Source organism: Paenibacillus sabinae T27, from assembly GCF_000612505.1.
GTDB classification, from domain to species: Bacteria; Bacillota; Bacilli; order Paenibacillales; family Paenibacillaceae; genus Paenibacillus_AQ; species Paenibacillus_AQ sabinae.
Window position 1 is genome coordinate 623,208 of record NZ_CP004078.1, and the last position, 19,175, is coordinate 642,382.

At 57.7% G+C, this 19,175-nt stretch carries 16 protein-coding genes; 13 read left to right on the forward strand and 3 right to left on the reverse strand.

Annotated elements, in window-relative coordinates; all coding sequences use genetic code 11:
• The first annotated feature begins 35 nt into the window (after positions 1-35).
• The 7 genes from PSAB_RS02915 to def all read left to right on the forward strand — a co-directional run bounded on the left by PSAB_RS02915 (position 36) and on the right by def (position 5,601).
• Positions 36-353 (forward strand): hypothetical protein, encoded by a 318-nt coding sequence (locus tag PSAB_RS02915; RefSeq protein ID WP_025333099.1) that lies wholly within the window; start codon positions 36-38, stop codon positions 351-353.
• Positions 350-1,357 (forward strand): UV DNA damage repair endonuclease UvsE, encoded by a 1,008-nt coding sequence (uvsE, locus tag PSAB_RS02920; protein ID WP_025333100.1) that lies wholly within the window; start codon positions 350-352, stop codon positions 1,355-1,357. The genes PSAB_RS02915 and uvsE overlap by 4 nt, the downstream gene beginning before the upstream one ends.
• A 97-nt stretch (positions 1,358-1,454) precedes the next feature.
• Positions 1,455-2,225, forward strand: coding sequence for an enoyl-ACP reductase FabI (fabI, locus tag PSAB_RS02925; RefSeq protein WP_025333101.1), 771 nt, complete (start codon positions 1,455-1,457; stop codon positions 2,223-2,225).
• Positions 2,226-2,309: 84 nt separating this feature from the next.
• Positions 2,310-3,188, forward strand: a complete 879-nt coding sequence (locus PSAB_RS02930; RefSeq protein ID WP_025333102.1) for an inositol monophosphatase family protein — start codon at positions 2,310-2,312, stop codon at positions 3,186-3,188.
• Positions 3,189-3,214: 26 nt separating this feature from the next.
• Entirely contained in the window at positions 3,215-3,493 is a 279-nt protein-coding gene (locus tag PSAB_RS02935) for a hypothetical protein (RefSeq protein WP_025333103.1), read from the forward strand.
• A gap of 125 nt (positions 3,494-3,618) precedes the next feature.
• On the forward strand, positions 3,619-4,929 hold the full coding sequence (locus PSAB_RS02940; RefSeq protein ID WP_226991756.1) for a stalk domain-containing protein: 1,311 nt from the start codon (positions 3,619-3,621) through the stop codon (positions 4,927-4,929).
• Between the two features lie 105 nt (positions 4,930-5,034).
• Complete coding sequence (gene def, locus PSAB_RS02945) at positions 5,035-5,601, forward strand: peptide deformylase (RefSeq protein ID WP_038596438.1); 567 nt, start codon at positions 5,035-5,037, stop codon at positions 5,599-5,601.
• A 204-nt stretch (positions 5,602-5,805) separates the two neighbouring features.
• Here def and PSAB_RS02950 read toward each other — a convergent pair whose 3' ends face one another.
• Together PSAB_RS02950 and PSAB_RS02955 are read right to left on the reverse strand one after the other, a co-directional pair.
• Positions 5,806-7,122, reverse strand: coding sequence for a glutamate-1-semialdehyde 2,1-aminomutase (locus tag PSAB_RS02950; protein WP_025333106.1), 1,317 nt, complete (start codon positions 7,120-7,122; stop codon positions 5,806-5,808).
• A 133-nt stretch (positions 7,123-7,255) separates the two neighbouring features.
• Positions 7,256-8,305: an LCP family protein gene (locus PSAB_RS02955; protein ID WP_038595502.1), complete on the reverse strand. Its 1,050-nt coding sequence runs from the start codon at positions 8,303-8,305 to the stop codon at positions 7,256-7,258.
• A gap of 132 nt (positions 8,306-8,437) precedes the next feature.
• Between PSAB_RS02955 and bcp the strand changes: the two genes are divergently transcribed.
• The 5 genes from bcp to PSAB_RS02980 all read left to right on the forward strand — a co-directional run bounded on the left by bcp (position 8,438) and on the right by PSAB_RS02980 (position 16,938).
• Positions 8,438-8,905 (forward strand): thioredoxin-dependent thiol peroxidase, encoded by a 468-nt coding sequence (gene bcp, locus PSAB_RS02960; protein WP_025333108.1) that lies wholly within the window; start codon positions 8,438-8,440, stop codon positions 8,903-8,905.
• A 127-nt stretch (positions 8,906-9,032) separates the two neighbouring features.
• Complete coding sequence (locus PSAB_RS02965; protein WP_025333109.1) at positions 9,033-13,310, forward strand: 2-hydroxyacyl-CoA dehydratase; 4,278 nt, start codon at positions 9,033-9,035, stop codon at positions 13,308-13,310.
• Positions 13,311-13,574: 264 nt separating this feature from the next.
• A complete protein-coding gene (locus PSAB_RS02970; RefSeq protein ID WP_025333110.1) occupies positions 13,575-14,024 on the forward strand; it encodes a MarR family winged helix-turn-helix transcriptional regulator in 450 nt (149 codons plus the stop codon).
• Entirely contained in the window at positions 14,021-15,529 is a 1,509-nt protein-coding gene (locus PSAB_RS02975; protein ID WP_025333111.1) for a DHA2 family efflux MFS transporter permease subunit, read from the forward strand. The genes PSAB_RS02970 and PSAB_RS02975 overlap by 4 nt, the downstream gene beginning before the upstream one ends.
• 149 nt (positions 15,530-15,678) lie before the next feature.
• Entirely contained in the window at positions 15,679-16,938 is a 1,260-nt protein-coding gene (locus PSAB_RS02980) for an MFS transporter (RefSeq protein ID WP_025333112.1), read from the forward strand.
• Here the strand turns inward: PSAB_RS02980 and PSAB_RS02985 are convergent.
• Positions 16,913-17,560 carry a DedA family protein gene (locus PSAB_RS02985; RefSeq protein ID WP_025333113.1) on the reverse strand — a complete coding sequence of 216 codons (648 nt, stop codon included), beginning with the start codon at positions 17,558-17,560 and terminating at the stop codon, positions 16,913-16,915. The two genes, PSAB_RS02980 and PSAB_RS02985, sit on opposite strands and share 26 nt — an antisense overlap.
• A 136-nt stretch (positions 17,561-17,696) precedes the next feature.
• Here PSAB_RS02985 and PSAB_RS02990 point away from each other — a divergent pair, with 136 nt between their 5' ends.
• On the forward strand, positions 17,697-19,142 hold the full coding sequence (locus tag PSAB_RS02990) for a polysaccharide deacetylase family protein (RefSeq protein WP_084266617.1): 1,446 nt from the start codon (positions 17,697-17,699) through the stop codon (positions 19,140-19,142).
• Positions 19,143-19,175 lie beyond the last annotated feature (33 nt).

Below are 19,175 nucleotides of genomic sequence, written 5' to 3' on the forward strand. Positions count from 1 at the left end.
TAGGCGGATGATCCGGCCGGAAAGGAGAAGGTATCATGGGATTTCAAACAGAGTTCAATTCGGTCTGTAAATTCAAGAATGAACAGGAATTATATGAACTGCTGGAATACGGGCGCTGTAAAATGCTGAAGCAAGGGTTCCGCATCTTTCCGACCGGGCAGAAGGTTATTGCCTATACGCCGGACAACGTCGCCGTGGCCATCGTCAAAATCTCGGCGTCCATCGCGGAGATCAATTTCCAGGGTCATGAAGTCACCGCGGTCGAGATGGAACTGGTCCGCAAGCTGAATGATGAGGAATCCAGAGTGCAGACGGCTCTGGCCGACGAGATGTTCTTCGGAGAGCGGGAATGATCGTCCGCTTCGGTTATGTCGCAATGTCCACTGTGATCAAAGATTGTTCACCGTCCAAGACGATGACCATGACTTCGCTTCGCAAGCTGGACGACCGCGAGGCGGCGGTTCGCCGCCTTGAGTCGATCGCCAGGGGCAATTTGTATAACACGCTCAGGCTGCTGAGGCATAACCGGGCGTCGGATATCAAAGTATACCGGCTGACCTCGAAGCTGGTCCCTCTGGCCACGCATCCGGAGCTGCGGGATTGGAACCCTTTTGCCGCGCTGGGCGGTGATTTTGCCGAGGTTGGCCAATATATTAAAGAGAACGGGATACGGGTGTCCTTTCATCCCGATCATTTTACCGTTCTGAGTACGCCAAGGCCCGAGGTGCTGGCCAGTTCCGTCCGCGACCTCCGTCACCATACGGACATGCTGTCCGCAATGGAGCTTCCGGCTACGGCCAAGAACAATATTCATATCGGCGGCGCGTACGGGGATAAGCCCCTTGCGGCGGCCCGGTTCGCCCAGAACTTCCGGGAGCTTGCGCCGGAACTGCAGGAGCGCATTACCCTTGAGAACGACGATAAGACGTTCAACGCGGTAGAGACGCTGGAAGTCTGCAAGACGCTTGGTCTCCCGATGGTGCTCGATCTCCATCATCAATGGGTGAATAACGAGGGAGAGCTTCCCTGGGAGCTGTGGCCGGACATCAGCCGGACCTGGCAGACGCCGCTGGCTCAGAAGGATGCCCCAAGCGACCGGCCCCTTCCGCCCAAGATTCATGTCTCAAGCCCCCGCAGCCCGTCCGATCCCCGCAGCCATGCCGATAACGTGGACCCGGCGCCGCTGCTCGCTTTTCTGAAGCGGATTGCGGCGGATACGGCGGCGGTGGATGTCATGATCGAAGCCAAGGCGAAGGACGGCGCGCTGTTTGAGCTGATGGAGACGCTGAAAGGAATGGAAGGCGCAGGGAGCGGAATTACTGTGCTGGACGGAGCAAGCATTCGCATTGAGACCTAGAATATGGCAATGACGACTTGATAAGTAGCCGCAAATGCGGTACGTTGAAGGAAACTTCGGTTTACCCTATATCTTAACAATTAAAGGAGTATACGAAATGGGAGAACTGCTGACCGGAAAAAATATTGTGGTGATGGGCGTGGCGAACGACCGCAGCATTGCCTGGGCGATTGCCAAGAGCCTGTCGGAACAGGGGGCGCGCCTGGCCTTTACATATGAAAGCGAACGTGTGGAGGGCCGGGTGCGCAAGCTGGCCGAGACCATCCCCGGTTCGGTCATTTTGCCGTGCAACGTGACGGTGGACGAGGATATCGACAAGCTGGCGGAGGAGCTGAAAGAGAACTTCGGCGTGCTGCACGGTATTGTGCACAGCATTGCCTTCGCCAAGGGAGAGGATCTGGAAGGCCGCTTTGCCGCCACTTCGCGTTCCGGCTTTGCGCTGGCGCATGACATCAGCGCGTATTCGCTGGTCGCTGTCGCCCAGCGGCTGCATCCCCTCATGACCGAGGGCGGGTCCATCATTACGATGACCTATATGGGCTCGGAGCGCGTGATGCGCAATTATAACGTCATGGGCGTAGCCAAAGCAGCGCTTGAAGCTTCGGTTCGCTATCTGGCAAGCGATCTTGGTCCGGACAACATCCGCGTGAACGCCATTTCCGCCGGACCGATCCGCACCCTGGCTGCCAAAGGCATCAGCGATTTCAACTCGATTCTGCGCGTCGTGGAAGAAAAAGCGCCGCTTCGCCGCGGCACCGATGCCGCTGAAGTCGGCGATACGGCAATGTTCCTGATAAGCCAGCTGTCGCGAGGGATTACCGGAGAAGTAATCTATGTCGACGGCGGGTACCACATCATCGGAGGTTAGCAAGCGGGCCGGACGGCAAGGTCCCCGCGAGCTGCGAAGGGATCTCACGCCCGGCTATCAAGTTTAAGAAAGCGGAGTGAAGAGATGAGTTCTTTAAATCCTAATAGCAGGAATGAGCGGGAGCCCTATGTCGTATCCAGCAAAGGTTACACAGCGGTAGCCATCAATGCGGCCGCCAAAGCCGGGGAGTTCATTAAGAGCAGACAGGGAACGGTTAAGGAGCTGGGAACGAAGTCATCGGCTCAGGATCTGGTAACGGAAGTGGACAAAGGCGCGGAGCAGATGATCCGCAGACTTGTGCTGACGCATTATCCCGATCACGCCATTCTGGGCGAAGAGGGAGTGGTGCCCGGTGCCGATGCCGTGACCGCCGCGCTGGAGGAAGCGAAAGAGAATGAGTTCCTCTGGATCGTCGATCCGGTGGACGGGACAACGAATTTTGTCCATGGCTTTCCTTTTTACGCGGTGTCGATTGCACTTGCCGTACGCGGTGAATTGACGGTCGGCGTCATTTACGACCCGGTGCGCGATGAGATGTTCGTGGCCGAAAAAGGCAAGGGCGCTTACGTTCATGGCGTCAAGACCGCCGTCTCTTCGGAAACTTCGCTTGGCGACAGCCTGATCGCGCTCGGCTTCCCGCCGGACCGGCAGGTTGCGCAGCCGGCCAATCTGGCCGCTCTGCAGAACATTCTGCCGAAGGTCCGGGGCATCCGCGCCGGAGGCTCCGCCGCCCTGCATCTGGCCTACGTGGCTGCGGGACGGGTCAGCGCCTACTATGAAGTCGGCCTGAGCCCTTGGGACTGTGCCGCAGGTGTGCTGCTGGTCAAGGAGTCCGGCGGACAGGTTACCGATACGCAGGGCAACCCGTACCATATCGGCACACGCCATGTCGTGGCCAGCAACGGGCATATCCATGAGGACATCGTATCTTCGCTGAAGGAAGCGGGAGCGACCGGATTCTAGCAAGAGCGAAAGGAGGCGGGCTTTTAGTGAGCGGGAAGGAAGATCTGGAGCGCCGTTTGAGCGAAATGCTGAACGAGGGCGAGCTGGAACAAAGCAGCCGGGAAGCAAGGGAGCTTCGCCAAATATCGCCGAAATACGAAATCCGTATTCAGACAACGCTTGATCCGATTGTGGAGGAAACACAGCGGTACCGTTCAATCGCCCGCGAGCTGGACGACCGGTACGATAAATACCTGGAACGGACGCGGAAGCGGCAGGATTCCGTTACTCGCGAATCGGCGGGAGACCAGGAAGGAAGCCCCTGAAGGCGAGTGGCTAGCGTAATATCATATATAATCAAGAGAAAGAGTCAAGGGCGCGGTGATGTGGAACCTTGGCTCTTTTTTTGCTCGGCGCCGAGATCTACCTTTACAGGAAATGGAATGATAGAATGGAAGAATCATTGCAGACTTGGAGGGATATGATGATCAATTTGCGGAAAAAATGGATAAACGCCGCCAGCTTCCTGCTGCTCGCAGCCACCCTGCTGGGCACCTCTGCCCCGGGCGTTTCGGCAGCCGCCAAACAAACGCCGCAGCCGGAAACGTTCGGCATCGTGGCTTTGGGAGACTCCGTTTCGGCAGGCTATGAACCGGGCATGACGATAAGCTCTACGCCCTACGGCTACGCGGAGCGGCTGCTGGAGCAGGCCTGGTTTCACGGCAAGCGGGCAGAGCTTGGCAATTACGGCATTCTCGGGCTGAAGACCGCAGGGCTTCGACAGCTTACGGCGGCGATCAAGGACGGCACGGCCATTACGGCCGACAGCATCCAGCCTGGCATCGCCGATCCGCGCCTGCCCTCGTTTGCAGCTAAGGCAGAGCAGACCAAGGCCGATATTGCCGCAGCGAAGCTGATAACCATCACGATCGGCGGCAATGATGTGAGCAGCCTGCTGCAGCAGGCCAAAGACTTGTCAGATGCCGATCTTCAGGCTCGCGTGCAAGAGCTGCTGGCAGCTTACACGGACAATGTCACGGCAGCGCTGGAGAACCTGCGGGCGATAAATCCGAATGCGACGATTATCATCGCCGACCAGTATCAGCCGGTTCCGCAGCTCTATGCCGGCCAGAGCTACGCGAAGCTGATGAGCGCCGCCGCAAGCTTTACGCAGGCTACCGACCGTCTGGCCGCAAGCGTGACGCTACCAGGCGCTCCCGTGCTGGTCGCCCATGCGGCCTCGCGGTTTGCGGGCCAGGAGGGATCGCTGACGCATATCATCGCTGACTCCGATTTCCATCCAACCCAGCTTGGCTACGAGACGATTGCCAAGGCGTTCACCGAAGAGGTCTGGGGCGACTACCGGGTGCCGGCCTCCTTCCTGACACCTTCCGCCTCGCAGCGGCCGATGACGATTGTCGTGAACAGCCAGGAGCTGAACACGCCGAACAAACCGGTCGTCCGCAGCGGCCAGAATTTCCTTGCGCTGGCGGATGTGCTCAAAGCGATGGGAGCAGGCGGAAAGTGGGACAACAAGACGTCCAGCGCGACCATTGTATACGGCGGACGGACGGTCGTCATTACGATCGGCTCCAAGACGATCCTGGCGGACGGCCGCAAGATCGTGATAGACACTCCGGCTTTTCTGCAAAAGAACGGCAAGGAAGCCAAGACCTATTTGCCACTGGCCGCCCTCGCCTCGGGTCTGGGCTTTGATGTGGAATACAGCGCGCAGCTGCGTACCGCTTTTATCAACCCTTAAATATATTAATAATCAAGCAAGCGCGTATTAAAAGTTCATCATGTGAAGCAAAGGTGGAGAGCAACGGTGTCTGACGCAAAGTTTACGAAGGATTATGTAATTACGATGGATGATATTGTAAGAGAGGGGCATCCGGCGCTTCGCATCATCACGGAGCCGGTTAAGCTGCCTCTGACGGAGGAGGACCGCGAAACGCTGCTGTGCATGCTTCAGTTTCTGAAGAACAGCCAGGACGAGGAGATGGCCGCGAGGTATAAGCTGCGTTCCGGAGTGGGGCTGTCGGCCAATCAGATCGGACTGAACAAGCGGATGTTTGTTATGTATTCCCATGACGAGACCGGCGCGCTGATCGAGCATGCTCTGGTCAATCCCAAAATCGTCAGCCATTCCCTGGCGATGATCTATTTGCCGGATAGCGAGGGCTGCCTGTCGGTCGACCGGCCGATTCAGGGCTTTGTGCCGCGATATGAGTCGGTCAAAGTAAAAGCGTATGATCTGGCCGCGGGCAAAGAGGTCCAGCTTCGGTTCAAGGGCTATACTTCAATCATCATCCAGCATGAGATGGATCATCTGGACGGAAAGATGTTCTACGACCGGATCAATAAAGAGAATCCGTTCAAGCTTCCGCAGGGCGTACCGATCCGCAGCCTGTACGACCGGGATGAAGATTAAAGCTTGAAATGAAATGACTTGCAGTGAATAATTTTCTGAAAAAAGTGCAGATTAAGAAGCAAGGCGGCCGTAGCTATCCTCGATCGGGGCGACGGTCGTTTTTTTACGCGTTAATCTGGAGACGGCCCGGATGCAAAAAAAAGCCGTTCAAAGGCGGTACTGCTCTGCCTTTGAACGGTGCTGATCCGCTGCTTGCGGTTACGTTTATCGCTCTTCCTTCATGGCGCGGAAGGAGGCTTCTGCCGCTTCCAGCGTAGCGTCAATGTCTTCGTCGGTGTGAGCCGTGGTCAGGAACCACGCTTCATACTTCGAGGCCGCCAGGTTGATGCCCCGATCCAGCATATGGCGGAAGAAGCTGGCGAACGCTTCGCCGTCGGTGTCCTGGGCCTCGTCGTAGTTGGTCACGGGATGATCGCAGAAGTGGGTCGAGAAGGCGCCGCGAATGCGGTTGATCGTCAGCGGAATGCCGTGCCGATCCGCCGACTCTTTCAGTCCGTCCGTTAACCGGATGGCCAGCCGCTCCATCTCCTCGTACACGCCTGCTCCCTGGAGTACCTCCAGACAGGCGATGCCAGCCGAGATGGATGCGGGGTTGCCCGCCATCGTGCCGGCCTGGTACGCCGGTCCGAGCGGCGCGACCTGATCCATAATCTCCTTGCGGCCGCCGTAGGCGCCGATCGGCAGACCACCGCCGAAGATTTTGCCCATCGCCGTCAGATCAGGTACGATCTGCTCGTGATTATCCAGTCCGGCGTAATTCTGCGCGCCGCCGTAGTGGAAACGGAAGTTGGTAATCACCTCGTCGTAGATGACGAGCGAGCCGTTGTCATGCGCCAGCTTGCACATGCCCTCCAGGAACCCGGGCTTCGGCATGACTATGCCGAAATTGCCGACGATCGGCTCGACCATGACGGCGGCGACGTCGTCGCCCCACCGGTTCAGGGCCTCGCGCAGCCCGTTCAGGCTGTTGAACGGCACGGTAATGACCTCGTGCGCGATGCTCACCGGAATACCGGCGCTGTCCGGGATGCCCAGCGTGGACGGGCCGGAGCCCGCTGCAACCAGCACCAGGTCGGAGTGGCCGTGGTAGCAGCCGGCGAACTTGATGATTTTGCTGCGGCCGGTGAACGCCCGGGCGACCCGGATCGTCGACATGACTGCCTCGGTGCCGGAATTGACGAACCGTACCTTGTCCAGTGACGGAATGGCTTCCTTGACCATTTTGGCCAAGGTAATCTCCAGCGCCGTTGGGGTGCCGTACAGCACGCCGTTCTCTGCGGCTCTTGTGATCGCGGCCGTAATATGCGGGTGGGCGAACCCGGTAATGACCGGGCCAAAGGCCGCCAGATAATCGATATAGCGGTTGCCGTCTTCGTCCCAGAAGTGGGCGCCCGAGGCGCGCTTCATGAAGACGGGCGCTCCGCCGCCTACGGCTTTAAAGGAACGGGAGGGGCTGTTGACGCCTCCGACGATATGCTTAAGAGCCTCTTGATACAGCTGTTCTGAGGTGGAACGATTCATAACAATAGTCATCCTTTCGTTTTAAGGGATGGCGCAAGGCAACGGGCGAACAACGGTCCATGCCGTTGTCCGCCCGTTGCCAGGGTGAAGCGCCAATTGTTCAAGCCACCGCCGAAAGACAGCGGCAGGATAATTACTGGGAGCTGTCGCTTCCCGCCGTGGCGGAAGGCGATGAAGATGGAGACAGAGAGGCCACAGGTTCCTTCTTGGCCATCGTTTCCTGCACGAACTGCTTCAGTTCATCGTAATCCCGGACGCCCAGCACGGACGAGCCCCGGATGGTCTCCTCTTTCAGGAGGTTCATCGGCGGGATCTGCTCGCTGCCGGCCACGCTGCTGCCATAACCGACGTTCGCCAGCTTCCACATATCGTTGATGGACAGATTCGTGTCGATATAGGGGCTGACCTGCGACAAAATGCCGGGAAGCTTAACGAGCGATGTGGTGCTCTTGAGCTTGTCCGCCACGGCGCTCAGAAAGGCCCGCTGGCGCTGGGTGCGCGTAAAGTCCGAAGTGGCGTCGTGCCGGAAGCGTACATATTGCAGCGCCATGTTGCCGTCAAGGTGCTGATAGCCTTTTTTGAGATCGATATCGTATTCGGGGCCGTCGGCCTTGGTCTTGTAGACCATGTCCTTCTCAACTGTATAATCAATGCCGCCCACCGCATCAATCAGCTTGATAAAGCCTTGAAAGTCAGTGTAGACATAATATTGAATCGGAAGGCCTAGCAGATCGCTGACCGTCTGCATCGCCGTGTTGGGGCCGTAAATGATCGCTGTGTTTATACGGTCCTCGCCGTGATCGGGAATTGGCACATAGGTGTCCCGAAGGATGGAGAAGACGTGGGCTTTCTTGTTCACCGGATCGAGGGACACGACCAGCATTGTGTCGGAACGCGGAATTTCACCCTTTTTCACGCCGCGCGCATCCACGCCCATCAGCAGGATATTCACCGGCTCTGTACCTTCCCATTTCGGGGGTTCGGGGGTGTCGGCATCTACCGTTTTCACATTATTAAAAGGGGATTGTTCGCCCTGCTTCTGCAGGCCGTCAAGGCCTTGATAGATGGAAGTGAAGTAATACACAGCTCCCCCGACCAAGAGCAGGAGAAGGAGACTGAAGCTCCAAAGCAACGGTTTCCTGGACTTTCGCTTTTTTGCGTGTCGTTTCGATCGTGGCGGCATTAATCGCTCTTCCTTTCACATTCGCATTCCCTACATTATAATTTCTTTTATGGTTACAATCAATTCTAGGTCCTATTTGGCGGGACAGTACCCGTTTTAAGAGGATTAACAAATCGGAGGAGTGCATAAACTATGGAAGAACTAACCATCGGACAAGAGGCGCCTGATTTTACGCTGCCCGCTTCGGACGGAAGCGAGGTAAGCCTGAGCCAGTACAGAGGACGGAAGGTTTTGCTCTATTTTTATCCGAAAAATATGACCCCGGGCTGCACCCAGGAAGCCTGTGAATTCCGGGACGTCAATGACCGGATTACGGCAAAGGGCGCCGTCGTTCTCGGCGTGAGCCCGGACAGCCTTCAGTCGCACGCCAAGTTTATCGCGAAGAATGAACTGCCTTTTCTGCTTCTGTCCGACGAAGACCACAAAGTAAGCGAGCAGTATGGGGTATGGCAGCTCAAGAAGCTGTACGGCAAGGAATTTATGGGCATTGTGCGCTCCACCTTCCTGATCGACGAGTCGGGCAAGATAACGGATATGTGGAAAAAGGTGCGGGTAAAGGGGCATGCGGAGACGGTTGCGGCGCGCCTTGACGGAGAATAGGTCGGCAGGCGGTGTTACCTCCGGTCAATTACATTTTTAATTGTTACATTTTTAATAGCTTTCATTAGCCTATTATGTGATATTTTTCCTAAAGTTAAAAATTTCAATAAGGCATGGTGATTGCAGGATGCAGCTGAGGATCGGACTGGATGTCGGATCGACTACGGCCAAGTTGGTTGTCATGGAGCAAAGCGAGATTGTCCATCAGGATTATGTCAGACACTACAGCGATATCAAAAAAGCGGTGCTCACTTTGCTGGATAAGGTCATCTCCCTATTCCCGGGAAGGGACGCGGTACTCGCGGTAAGCGGTTCTTCGGGCCTATCTCTGTCCAAGCTGGGGGATGTGCCTTTTGTTCAGGAGGTCATCGCCTGCACGAAAGCGATCGGCGAGCTGCTTCCGTCCTGCGATACCGCCATTGAGCTTGGGGGAGAGGACGCCAAGCTGATCTATCTCAGCGGCGGCATCGAGCAGCGGATGAACAATGCCTGCGCGGGCGGGACGGGCGCTTTTATAGACCAGATGGCCGCTCTGCTGAAGACGGACCCTACCGGGCTCGACGCGCTTGCGGCGGGTCACGAGCGGATTTATCCGATCGCTTCCCGCTGCGGCGTCTTTGCCAAGAGCGACATTCAGCCGCTGCTGAATGAAGGGGCGCGCCGCGAGGATGTGGCGGCTTCGATCTTCCAAAGCATCGTCAATCAGACGATCGCCGGACTGGCCTGCGGGCGTCCGATTCGCGGCCGCGTCGCTTTTCTGGGCGGTCCGCTGACGTACTTGTCCCAGCTGCGGGCCCGGTTCGTTGAGACGCTCGAGCTTGCCGAGGACGACATCCTGTTCCCGGAGAGATCGCAGTATTTCGTGGCGATCGGCTCGGCCCTGTCGGAAAGCGGCGGGGCCGCTGTGCCGCTTGCGGAGTGGCGGGCCCGGATCGCGGCCGTCGATTTTGCGTCGGAGCGCTCCGAGGACGGCGAGCTTCCGCCGCTCTTTGAGACGAAGGCCGAGCTTGACGAATTCCGGCGGCGCCATTCGGAGGCCGGGGCGGTGCGGGCCGATCTGTCCTCTTACCGCGGACCGTGCTATCTCGGCATCGACGCCGGCTCAACGACAACGAAGCTTGTGCTTACGGGCAGCGTCGATGAGATTTTGTATACATATTACGGGAGCAATCAAGGAAATCCGCTTAAATCGGTCAGCGAAGCGCTGAAGGAGATTTACCGGCTGCTGCCGGACGGCTGCTATATTGCCGGCTGTTATGCGACCGGCTACGGCGAGGGGCTGATCAAGGCGGCTCTGAAGGCCGACGGCGGCGAAGTGGAGACGGTTGCCCATTATAAAGCGGCCGCCAAGTTTATGCCGGAGGTCGATTTTATTCTCGACATCGGCGGCCAGGACATGAAATGCATCAAAATCCGCGGCGGCGCCATCGACAGCCTCATGCTGAACGAAGCCTGCTCCGCGGGCTGCGGCTCTTTTCTGGAGAGCTTTGCCTCGGCGCTTGGTCTTGGCGTCTCGGAGTTCGCCGAGGCCGCGCTGCATTCGGAGAAGCCCGTCAATCTGGGCTCCCGCTGCACCGTGTTCATGAACTCGAAGGTGAAGCAGGCGCAGAAGGAAGGGGCGTCCCTGTCCGATCTTTCGGCCGGGCTGGCCTACTCCGTCATCAAGAACGCGCTGCAGAAGGTTATCAAAATCCGCAGATTCGATGAACTGGGCGAACACATTATCGTGCAGGGAGGCACTTTCTACAATGAAGCCGTGCTGCGCGCCTTTGAGCAACTGACGGGGAGAACCGTCATACGCCCGGATATCGCCGGCGTGATGGGAGCCTACGGCTGCGCCCTGCTCGCCAGAGAGAACGCGGCGGAGAGCGGCGTCAGCACGCTGCTCGGCGCTGAGGAGCTGGAGAGCTTTGCCTATGAGGTGACGCAGGGCCGCTGCGGCCGCTGCGGCAACAACTGCCCGCTGACGATCAGCCGGTTCCCGGACCGCAGCTTCCATGTCACCGGCAACCGCTGCGAACGCGGAGCCGGCGGGAAGAAAGAAAAGAACAAGCTGCCGAATCTGATGCAGTATAAATACGAACGCTTCCTGGATTACGCTCCCCTCCCCGATGAGGAGGCCGTCCGAGGCGTTGTCGGAATGCCGCGCGCCATGAACCTGTTCGAGAACTATCCATTCTGGCATGCGTTCTTTACCTCTCTTCGCTACAAGGTGGTACTGTCTCCAAAGTCGGACAAAAAGCTGTACGAAAGCGGCATGGACACCATTCCGTCCGAAGCGGTCTGCTATCCGGCCAAAATGGCCCACGGCCATGTGCAGAGCCTGCTCGGCAAGGGCGTCGATTTTATTTTCTACCCCGCCATCGTTTATGAGAAGAAAGAGGATGAAGCCGCCGACAACCACTTTAACTGCCCGGTCGTCGCCTCCTACCCGGAAGTCATCCGCAACAATATGGACGGCCTCAAAGAGAAGGGCATTCCGCTTGTCAGCCCGTTCCTGACCTTTGATGACATTTCGGCGCTGACGAAAGGGCTGGCGCGCACGTTCCCGGATATCCCGAAGGATGAGATTGCCGCCGCCATTCAGGCCGGGCTGGCCGAAGCGGAGCGGGCGAAGAGCGACTTGCGCCGGAAAGGCGAGGAGACGCTGGCGTTCCTGGAAGAGACCGGCATCAAGGGCATTCTGCTGTGCGGGCATCCGTATCACGCTGATCCTGAAATCAACCATGGCATCGCAGATCTTATTACCGGCATGGGGCTGGCCGTTCTGACCGAGGATGCCGTCTTCCATCTGGGGAGCGCCGAGGGCGAACTGGGCGTGGTCAATCAATGGACCTACCACGCCCGGATCTACCGGGCCGCGCGGCTCGCCGCTGAGCGCAGTGACCTGGAGCTGGTGCAGCTTACCTCGTTCGGCTGCGGCATCGACGCCATTACCTGCGATGCGGTGCAGAATATTTTGGAGCGGAGGGGCAAGGTGTATACGCTGATCAAGATCGACGAGATCAGCAATTTGGGAGCGGCCCGCATCCGCCTGCGCTCGCTGCTCGCGGCGATGCGCGAGCGGGAGAACGGCGAGGAAGCGCCGCTTCGGGCCGAAGCTGCCGGAAAGACTGTGCCGTTTACCAAAGACATGAAGTCGGCTTATACGATCCTTGCGCCGCAGATGTCGCCGGTCCACTTCGAGCTGTTCGAGCGGGTGTTCCGGGATTTCGGATACCGGCTTAAAGTGCTTGAGAAGTCCGGCCCCGAGGAGACGGAGGAAGGCCTGAAGTATGTCAATAACGACGCCTGCTACCCGGCCATTGTGACGATCGGTCAAATCCTGTCGGCTCTGCAGAGCGGGGATTACGATCCGGAACGCACAGCGGTCATCATGTCGCAGACGGGCGGGGGCTGCCGGGCAACGAATTACATTTCCCTGCTGCGCAAGGCGCTTAAGGATGCGGGTCTTGAGAAGATTCCGGTGCTGTCGCTGAACGCTTCGGGTATGGAGAACCAGCCGGGCTTCCGGATCGGACTCAAGATGATCAACCGGATGTTCGCCGCGGCGTGCTACGGCGACTTGCTGATGCGGCTGCTGCACCGCTTCAGACCCTACGAGAAGGTTCCGGGGAGCGCCGAAGCGCTGTTCCGGAAGGGGATGGAGCGCTGCAAGGACAGCTTGTCATCCTTCTCGTTCCGCGATTACAAGAAGCTCGCCCGCGAGATTGCTTCCGAATTCAGCCGCCTGCCGCTGACGTCTGCGGTTAAGCCGCGGGTCGGCGTCGTCGGCGAGATTCTGATCAAGTTCCATCCCGACGCCAACAATCGGATTGTCGAGCTGATCGAAGCCGAGGGTGGGGAAGCGGTGCTGCCCGATTTTCTCGATTTCATCTTCTACTGCCTGTACAATCCGATTTACCGGGCGGAGCAGTTCGGCAAGAACAAAACGCTCGGACTGATCAACCCGCTGCTCATTTCGTATTTGCAGATGTACCGTAAGCCGATCGCGGCTGCGCTTGAAGAGGCGGGGGTCGCTCATAAGGACAAGAACATTTACCGTCTGGCCGAGAAGGCCGAACGGCTCGTGTCCATCGGCAACCAGATGGGCGAGGGCTGGTTCCTGACCGCCGAGATGATGGAGCTTCTTGACCACGGCGTCAACAATATCGTCTGCATCCAGCCGTTCGCCTGCCTTCCGAACCATATTACCGGGCGCGGGACGATGAAAGGCCTGAAAGAGCTGTATCCAAGCGCGAATATCGCCGCGATCGATTATGATGCAGGGGTCAGTGTCGTGAACCAGACGAACCGGATCAAGCTGATGATGTCGATTGCGGCCGAGCTCGAGAACGGCGGGGCGTTCTTTGAGGAATCAAGCGGCCCCAAGGCGGGGTCGCAGCTGAAGACGGCCCGGGCTTAGCAGCCAAGGGAAAGGACGGCGCGGCATTTATGTTGTACCGTCTGTGCTTTGAGAGCGAACCGTCCGCTTTTATTATGGAAAAATAATCAAGAGATTCTGTCCGGAGGGACAGGGTCTCTTTTTCTTGTACTTGCGTCTTAAAAGACGCCGTCAGGCATTTCTTCTTGGAAACTTTCAGTGCCCGGTTGACGGAAATTTAAGTAAGCAGTAAAATATTTCGCATACGAAATATATAGGTTTAAAATAGATGGAGGATCAAGATAGATGGATGACAGGGAACAGCTTGACGAAATCGTGTCCTCCTTCCGGCGCATCAGCCATTCGTTTCAGCAGCTGCTGTGGAAGGACGCGGAGCAGTTCGGCATTACTCCCGCCCAGCTGATGGTGCTGCGCAAGCTTTCGCTTTGCTCGGAGATGTCGGTAACCGAGCTTGCGGAACGGATGTATCTCGGCAACAGCTCGGTGAGCGGACTGGTTGAACGGATGGTTAAGGCGGAATTGATTACAAGGAAGCGGGCGGAGGATGATCGCCGTATTTTCCGGCTCGCGCTGACAGAGAAAGGCAAGGAAATCTGGGAGAAGAGCGAAGTGGAGCTGAGGAAGCATCTGCTTCCGCTGACTCACATTCCCCGGGAAGACGTGAAGGAGCTGCTCCGGATTCATGGCCGGATTATTGAAATATTAGAACAAGGGAGAGAACAGTCAGAATTATGAGCACGATAACCGCAAACGCTGCAGTGGCGGCAAAAAATATCCGCAGAGGCCCGATCATCGCGGCGCTCCTGATCGGCGCGTTCGTCGCGCTGCTGAATCAGACGCTGATGAACGTCGCTCTGCCGAAGATGATGGACAGCCTTGGCATCGAGGCCAATACAGCCCAATGGCTGACCACCGGCTTTATGCTGGTGAACGGGGTATTTGTTCCGGTCAGCGCCTATCTTACCGAGAAGTTTACGACGCGCACCCTGTTTATTACGGCTATGTCCTTATTTTCAATCGGTACGCTGGTCTGTGCACTCGGGCCCGGCTTTGAGGTGATTATGGTCGGGCGGGTCATCCAGGCCGCGGGTGCCGGCATTCTGATGCCGCTGATGAACATCGTATTTCTGATGATCTTCCCGATCGAAGAGCGCGGCAAAGCGATGGGACTGATGGCGGTCGCCATGATTTTTGCGCCGGCCGTTGGCCCGACTCTCTCAGGCTGGGTTGTTCAGAACTATTCCTGGCGGGTGCTGTTCTATATTGTGCTGCCACTCGCTATTTTTGCCACGCTGCTGGGCGTGAAGTTTATGCAGAACGTGACGGTCAAGACATCGCCCAAGCTGGATAAGCCGGGAGTTATTTTCTCGACACTCGGGTTTGGCGGACTGCTGTACGGCTTAAGCGACGCGGGAACCGACGGCTGGAACAGCATCACGGTTATCCTCTCGCTGACTGTGGGTGTGATCGGACTCGCCCTGCTCGTATGGAGAGAACTGGTCACGGATAAGCCGATGCTCGAATTCCGCATTTTCCGCTACAACATGTATTCGCTCACCACCGTCATTAACATTATCGTCACGATGGGCATGTATTCCGGCATGATCCTGCTGCCGCTGTACCTGCAGAAGATCCGCGGATTTACACCGCTGGAATCCGGCGTCATGCTGCTGCCGGGAGCGATTCTGATGGGGATTATGTCTCCGATCACCGGCATGATTTTTGATAAAATCGGGGCCAGGTGGCTTACGATCGTCGGTCTGGTCATTACAGTCATTACGACATGGGAGTTCAGCCAGTTGACCGATTCGACCACGTTTACGCATTTGATTCTGACTTACACGGTGCGGATGTTCGGCTTGTCCATGCTGATGATGCCGATTACCACCGCCGGTCTGAACCAGCTGCCGCAGCGCCTCAGCTCGCACGGAACCGCGATGGCCAATACGCTGCGGACTGTAGCGGGGGCGCTCGGAATGGCGCTGTTTGTCACCTTAATGACGAACCGCACGAAGAGCGAAATTACCGACGCCGTAGTAAGCGGCCAAATCTCACAAGCCGACAAGCTGGCTTTCGCCAAGTTCTCGCAGGAAGCGATGATTCACGGGATTACGCATGCCTTTGTCATTGCAACATGGGTGACGGTGGCCGGACTTGCACTGGCCTTCTTCATCCGCAAAACATCGCCGCAGCCGGATTTTCTGAAGACCGGGAACGAAACTGTGACTGAAAAAGAATAATAACGCAAGAGGGGCTCCTTCCAAGGTTGTAAAACCGGGAGGGGTCTTTTTTCTGTGTAAGAAGGGAAAGAGGGATTGCTATCGGCAGTATATTTGATTATTATCTAATTAGATATTTATTTAATTTGTGGTTTGAGAGGATGGAGATTATGAAAAAAAGTACGTCCGGCCGTGATGGCGTAAGCGTCGGCTATTACAGGCTGTTCTCCGCCGGGATGATCAACGGGATCGGGGATCGCTTCAGCCAGGTTGCAATGCTGTCGCTGATTCTAAGCCTGACCGGATCGGGCATGGCCGTAGGGCTGTCGCTTGGCATCCGGCTGCTTCCTTCCCTTGTGCTGGCCCCCCTCGGGGGATATCTGGGCGGAAAGCTGCCGCGCAAGGCCGTTATGATGACGACCGATATCGCCCGCGTTCCTTTCGCGCTCTCTTTCCTGTGGGTGACGAGTGGAGACCGGCTGTGGCTGCTCTACGCCGCCAGCTTCGTGCTCGCCGCGGGCGAGGCGATTTACGCGCCGGTCCGCAAATCATCGATACCGCTGCTTGCGGAGCGGAGCGCACTTATGCGGATTAACGGTATGGAGCAGCTGATGACCGGGTGTGTGCTGATTCTGGGGGCGCTGACGGGGGGATTCGTCTCCCATTGGCTCGGACCGGAGACGGCATTCGTGCTGAATGCATGCTCGTTTCTGGCTGCGGCGGCGATCATTTCCGGCATTTCGTTTCCAAGCAGCGCGCCGGAAGGCAGGGAAGAGGAGGTTCGGGGTAATGAGTCGGAGCCCGGCAACGTATCCCGCCGGAAAGGGCTGGCCTCACTGGTGGCCGGGAGCCTTGTTTTGCAGACGGTCCTTGGATATGAGCTGCTTGTTCCGCTGGTGAACGGGCTGGACAATGTGCTGATCAGCGTGTATGCCATCCGGGTGTTTTATGCCGGGGATATCGGGGTGGGGGCTTTTTATGCAGCGCTCGGCGCCGGGCTTACGCTCAGCTTCTGGGCCGGAGGATGGATCAAGCGGAACTTCTTGACGGCGGCGCTGGGAGGGCTGCTGCTGGAAGGTCTGCTGCTGATGGGAATCAGCGCGGCCGGAGGCTTTTGGGCTGCCTGCGGATTGTATGTGCTGCTGTCCCTGGCCTCGGGAATCGGCGGCGCTTCGCTCGACACGCTGCTGATGCGGGAGACGCCCGCCAAATGGCAGCCTGTATTGTTCGGGCTCCTCACTGCGGTGACCAATACACTGCTAGGCTTGTCCATGCTGCTGGCCGGTTGGCTGCTGGCCGGAACGGACCCCCGTACGCTTGGATTCGCGGGGGGCGCCTGCTTTGCCGCAATTGCGATTGCGCTGGGGGCATACGTATGGATCAGAGGCGGAAGGGGCGGGGAAGTCAGCGTTCCTTCGAGGACTCTTTAACCCTCATGGCGCCAAGAACTTTAGGTCTGCGGCGGTAGCGGAAGCGGTAGGCGAGAATCAGCGCGGCCGCGAGGACGGCGGCGAGCACGATCCACGGGGCGTAAGCCTCGAACAGATGGAACACTGCGGTCCATTGAGGACCGAATACCCGGCCGATTCCGACAAACAGAATGACCCAGAACAGCGCGCCTCCATAGGCGTACAGGGCAAACTTGCGGAAAGGAAGAGCGATGATGCCGGAGAAATAACCGGTAAAATGGCGTACCCCGGGGATAAAATAACCAATCGAAATCAAAATGCTGCCGTACCGCTCGAACCAGCGCTGCGTTTTCTCAAGCTTGGCGGGCGAGAAGAGGAACCACCGGCCGTATCGCTGGATGAACGGCAGACCGGCTTTTACACCGATGAAATAGGTAATAGTCATCCCCACGGTCGTTCCAAAGAAGGCGACGATAATGAGCAGGATGAAGTCAAGCCGCCCCGTATAAGAGAGATAGCCCGCAAAGGCCATCGTTGTTTCCCCCGGAAAGGGCAAAGCGATAAACTCCAGCAGCAGCCCGAAGAACAGCACACTGTATCCATACTGCGCGAATAATTCCTGTATCCATTTCAGCATTTCCATAATTGATGTCACTCTCCAAAACAATGGACTGCGGACGCCGGTCTGCCCCCTGAAGGAGCATGTCTATTTTGCGGCTTGTCCTCATATAATCCAGCACAAGGCTTAGGTAGCCAATAGAATGCTGGAGGTCGAGAATATGGCTTGGAAAAAGCGCGGAATCAGCCGCCGTACGGCTGTCCGGCTCGTGCTGGCCGCCGCGGTCCTCGCGGCAGCCCTGATTTACCGTGAAGCGGGGCTCAATCCATTTGGAAAAGAATCCGCAGGACTTCATGACGCAGACGGCGGGGGAGGCGCCATAGACAAGGGAGGCCCGCTGTCTGATTCCTCTCAAGCCCCGGCGTCGACCGGGGCGCCGAAGGGACAGGCCATCTCAGGCTTGCCAATCGGAGGCGGCGCGGGGTCGTCGCCGGACGTACGCCTGGCGCTCCCCTCTCATTCACAGTGGTCAGCGGTTTCCCGCATCTCCGCAGCTTCCGGGCATCCGGTAAAGGCCGCTGCGGCGGCGGTTAGGACAGGCGCCCGGCCCAAAACAGTCTACCTGACGTTTGACGACGGACCCAGCGCCGTTACCCCCAAGGTGCTTGAGATATTGAATCGGGAACGGGTAAAAGCAACTTTTTTCGTGCTGGGAAACGAGGCGGAAACGCATCCCGAATGGATTAACGCAATCCGGGAACAGGGCAGCTCTATCGGAAATCATACCTACGATCATAACTATAAAGAGTTATACAGCGGCTTTACCCGGTTCTGGAGCCAAATTAAAAAAACGGAGGAAACCATCCGCCTCATCACCGGGACCCGGCCGCAGCTTGTGCGCGCTCCAGGCGGAACGTTTGGTCATTTTGATGATACCTACTTCCAACTGATGAAGCAAGCGGGCTACCGGGTGACGGACTGGACGGTGGACAGCGGCGATTCGAAGCGGCGGGGAGTGCCCGCCTCGGAAATTACGAAGAACTCCATACCGGATACGAAGGCCTCCAAGGTTATTCTGCTGCTGCATGACGGCGCGGGGCATGAGCAAAGCGCAAAGGCGCTGCCTGATATCATCAAGCGGTATAAAGCGGCGGGGTATGTCTTCAAGACACTGGACGCAGCGGCGGAGCCGGTTCAGTTCAAGGCGCATCCGGGCAAGAGCGGCAAGGGAAGAATCAAGCCGGCCGAAGCATGGATCGAAGCCAATGTCCTCCCCAACGCAGCCTTGTTTGCTTCCGGAAAAAAACTCGTAGTGGAAGCCGGCATGCTGCAAGCCTCCCTTCAGCCCGGGGAATACCGCGTTGAGGACGGGCGGTATATCGTCCCGCTTCGTTCCGTGGTCGAGCGGTTTGGCGGCCGGGTAAGCTGGTCTGCCGGCACCCATAGCGGCCAGGCCGAGCTGAACGGACGGAAAATAACGGCAGACACGGCCAGTGGCAGGCTCACTCTGACCGGCGCCGGACCGGAGCAGGAAGCGATCTCTTCGGGGGTTGTGCTTGATGGCGGCGCCATCTGGCTGCCGCTGCGGGATTTGCTGGAGGCCACGGGACACCCGTTGCTCGGAGTGGCAAACGAACCGGAAGCACGGACGTTGAAGGCATCCTGAATCAGTGACAACGGGATGCCGCATTATGCAAGG

Bases quoted from the DNA above. Each gene is read 5' to 3' on its own strand.
- PSAB_RS02975 (WP_025333111.1), top strand. From the start codon at position 14,021: ATGAGCACGATAACCGCAAACGCTGCAGTGGCGGCAAAAAATATCCGC.
- PSAB_RS02980 (WP_025333112.1), top strand. From the start codon at position 15,679: ATGAAAAAAAGTACGTCCGGCCGTGATGGCGTAAGCGTCGGCTATTAC.
- PSAB_RS02940 (WP_226991756.1), top strand. From the start codon at position 3,619: ATGGAAGAATCATTGCAGACTTGGAGGGATATGATGATCAATTTGCGG.
- PSAB_RS02955 (WP_038595502.1), bottom strand. From the start codon at position 8,305: ATGCCGCCACGATCGAAACGACACGCAAAAAAGCGAAAGTCCAGGAAA.
- PSAB_RS02915 (WP_025333099.1), top strand. From the start codon at position 36: ATGGGATTTCAAACAGAGTTCAATTCGGTCTGTAAATTCAAGAATGAA.
- PSAB_RS02985 (WP_025333113.1), bottom strand. From the start codon at position 17,560: ATGGAAATGCTGAAATGGATACAGGAATTATTCGCGCAGTATGGATAC.
- PSAB_RS02930 (WP_025333102.1), top strand. From the start codon at position 2,310: ATGAGTTCTTTAAATCCTAATAGCAGGAATGAGCGGGAGCCCTATGTC.
- uvsE (WP_025333100.1), top strand. From the start codon at position 350: ATGATCGTCCGCTTCGGTTATGTCGCAATGTCCACTGTGATCAAAGAT.
- fabI (WP_025333101.1), top strand. From the start codon at position 1,455: ATGGGAGAACTGCTGACCGGAAAAAATATTGTGGTGATGGGCGTGGCG.
- PSAB_RS02965 (WP_025333109.1), top strand. From the start codon at position 9,033: ATGCAGCTGAGGATCGGACTGGATGTCGGATCGACTACGGCCAAGTTG.
- PSAB_RS02970 (WP_025333110.1), top strand. From the start codon at position 13,575: ATGGATGACAGGGAACAGCTTGACGAAATCGTGTCCTCCTTCCGGCGC.
- def (WP_038596438.1), top strand. From the start codon at position 5,035: ATGGATGATATTGTAAGAGAGGGGCATCCGGCGCTTCGCATCATCACG.
- bcp (WP_025333108.1), top strand. From the start codon at position 8,438: ATGGAAGAACTAACCATCGGACAAGAGGCGCCTGATTTTACGCTGCCC.
- PSAB_RS02950 (WP_025333106.1), bottom strand. From the start codon at position 7,122: ATGAATCGTTCCACCTCAGAACAGCTGTATCAAGAGGCTCTTAAGCAT.
- PSAB_RS02990 (WP_084266617.1), top strand. From the start codon at position 17,697: ATGGCTTGGAAAAAGCGCGGAATCAGCCGCCGTACGGCTGTCCGGCTC.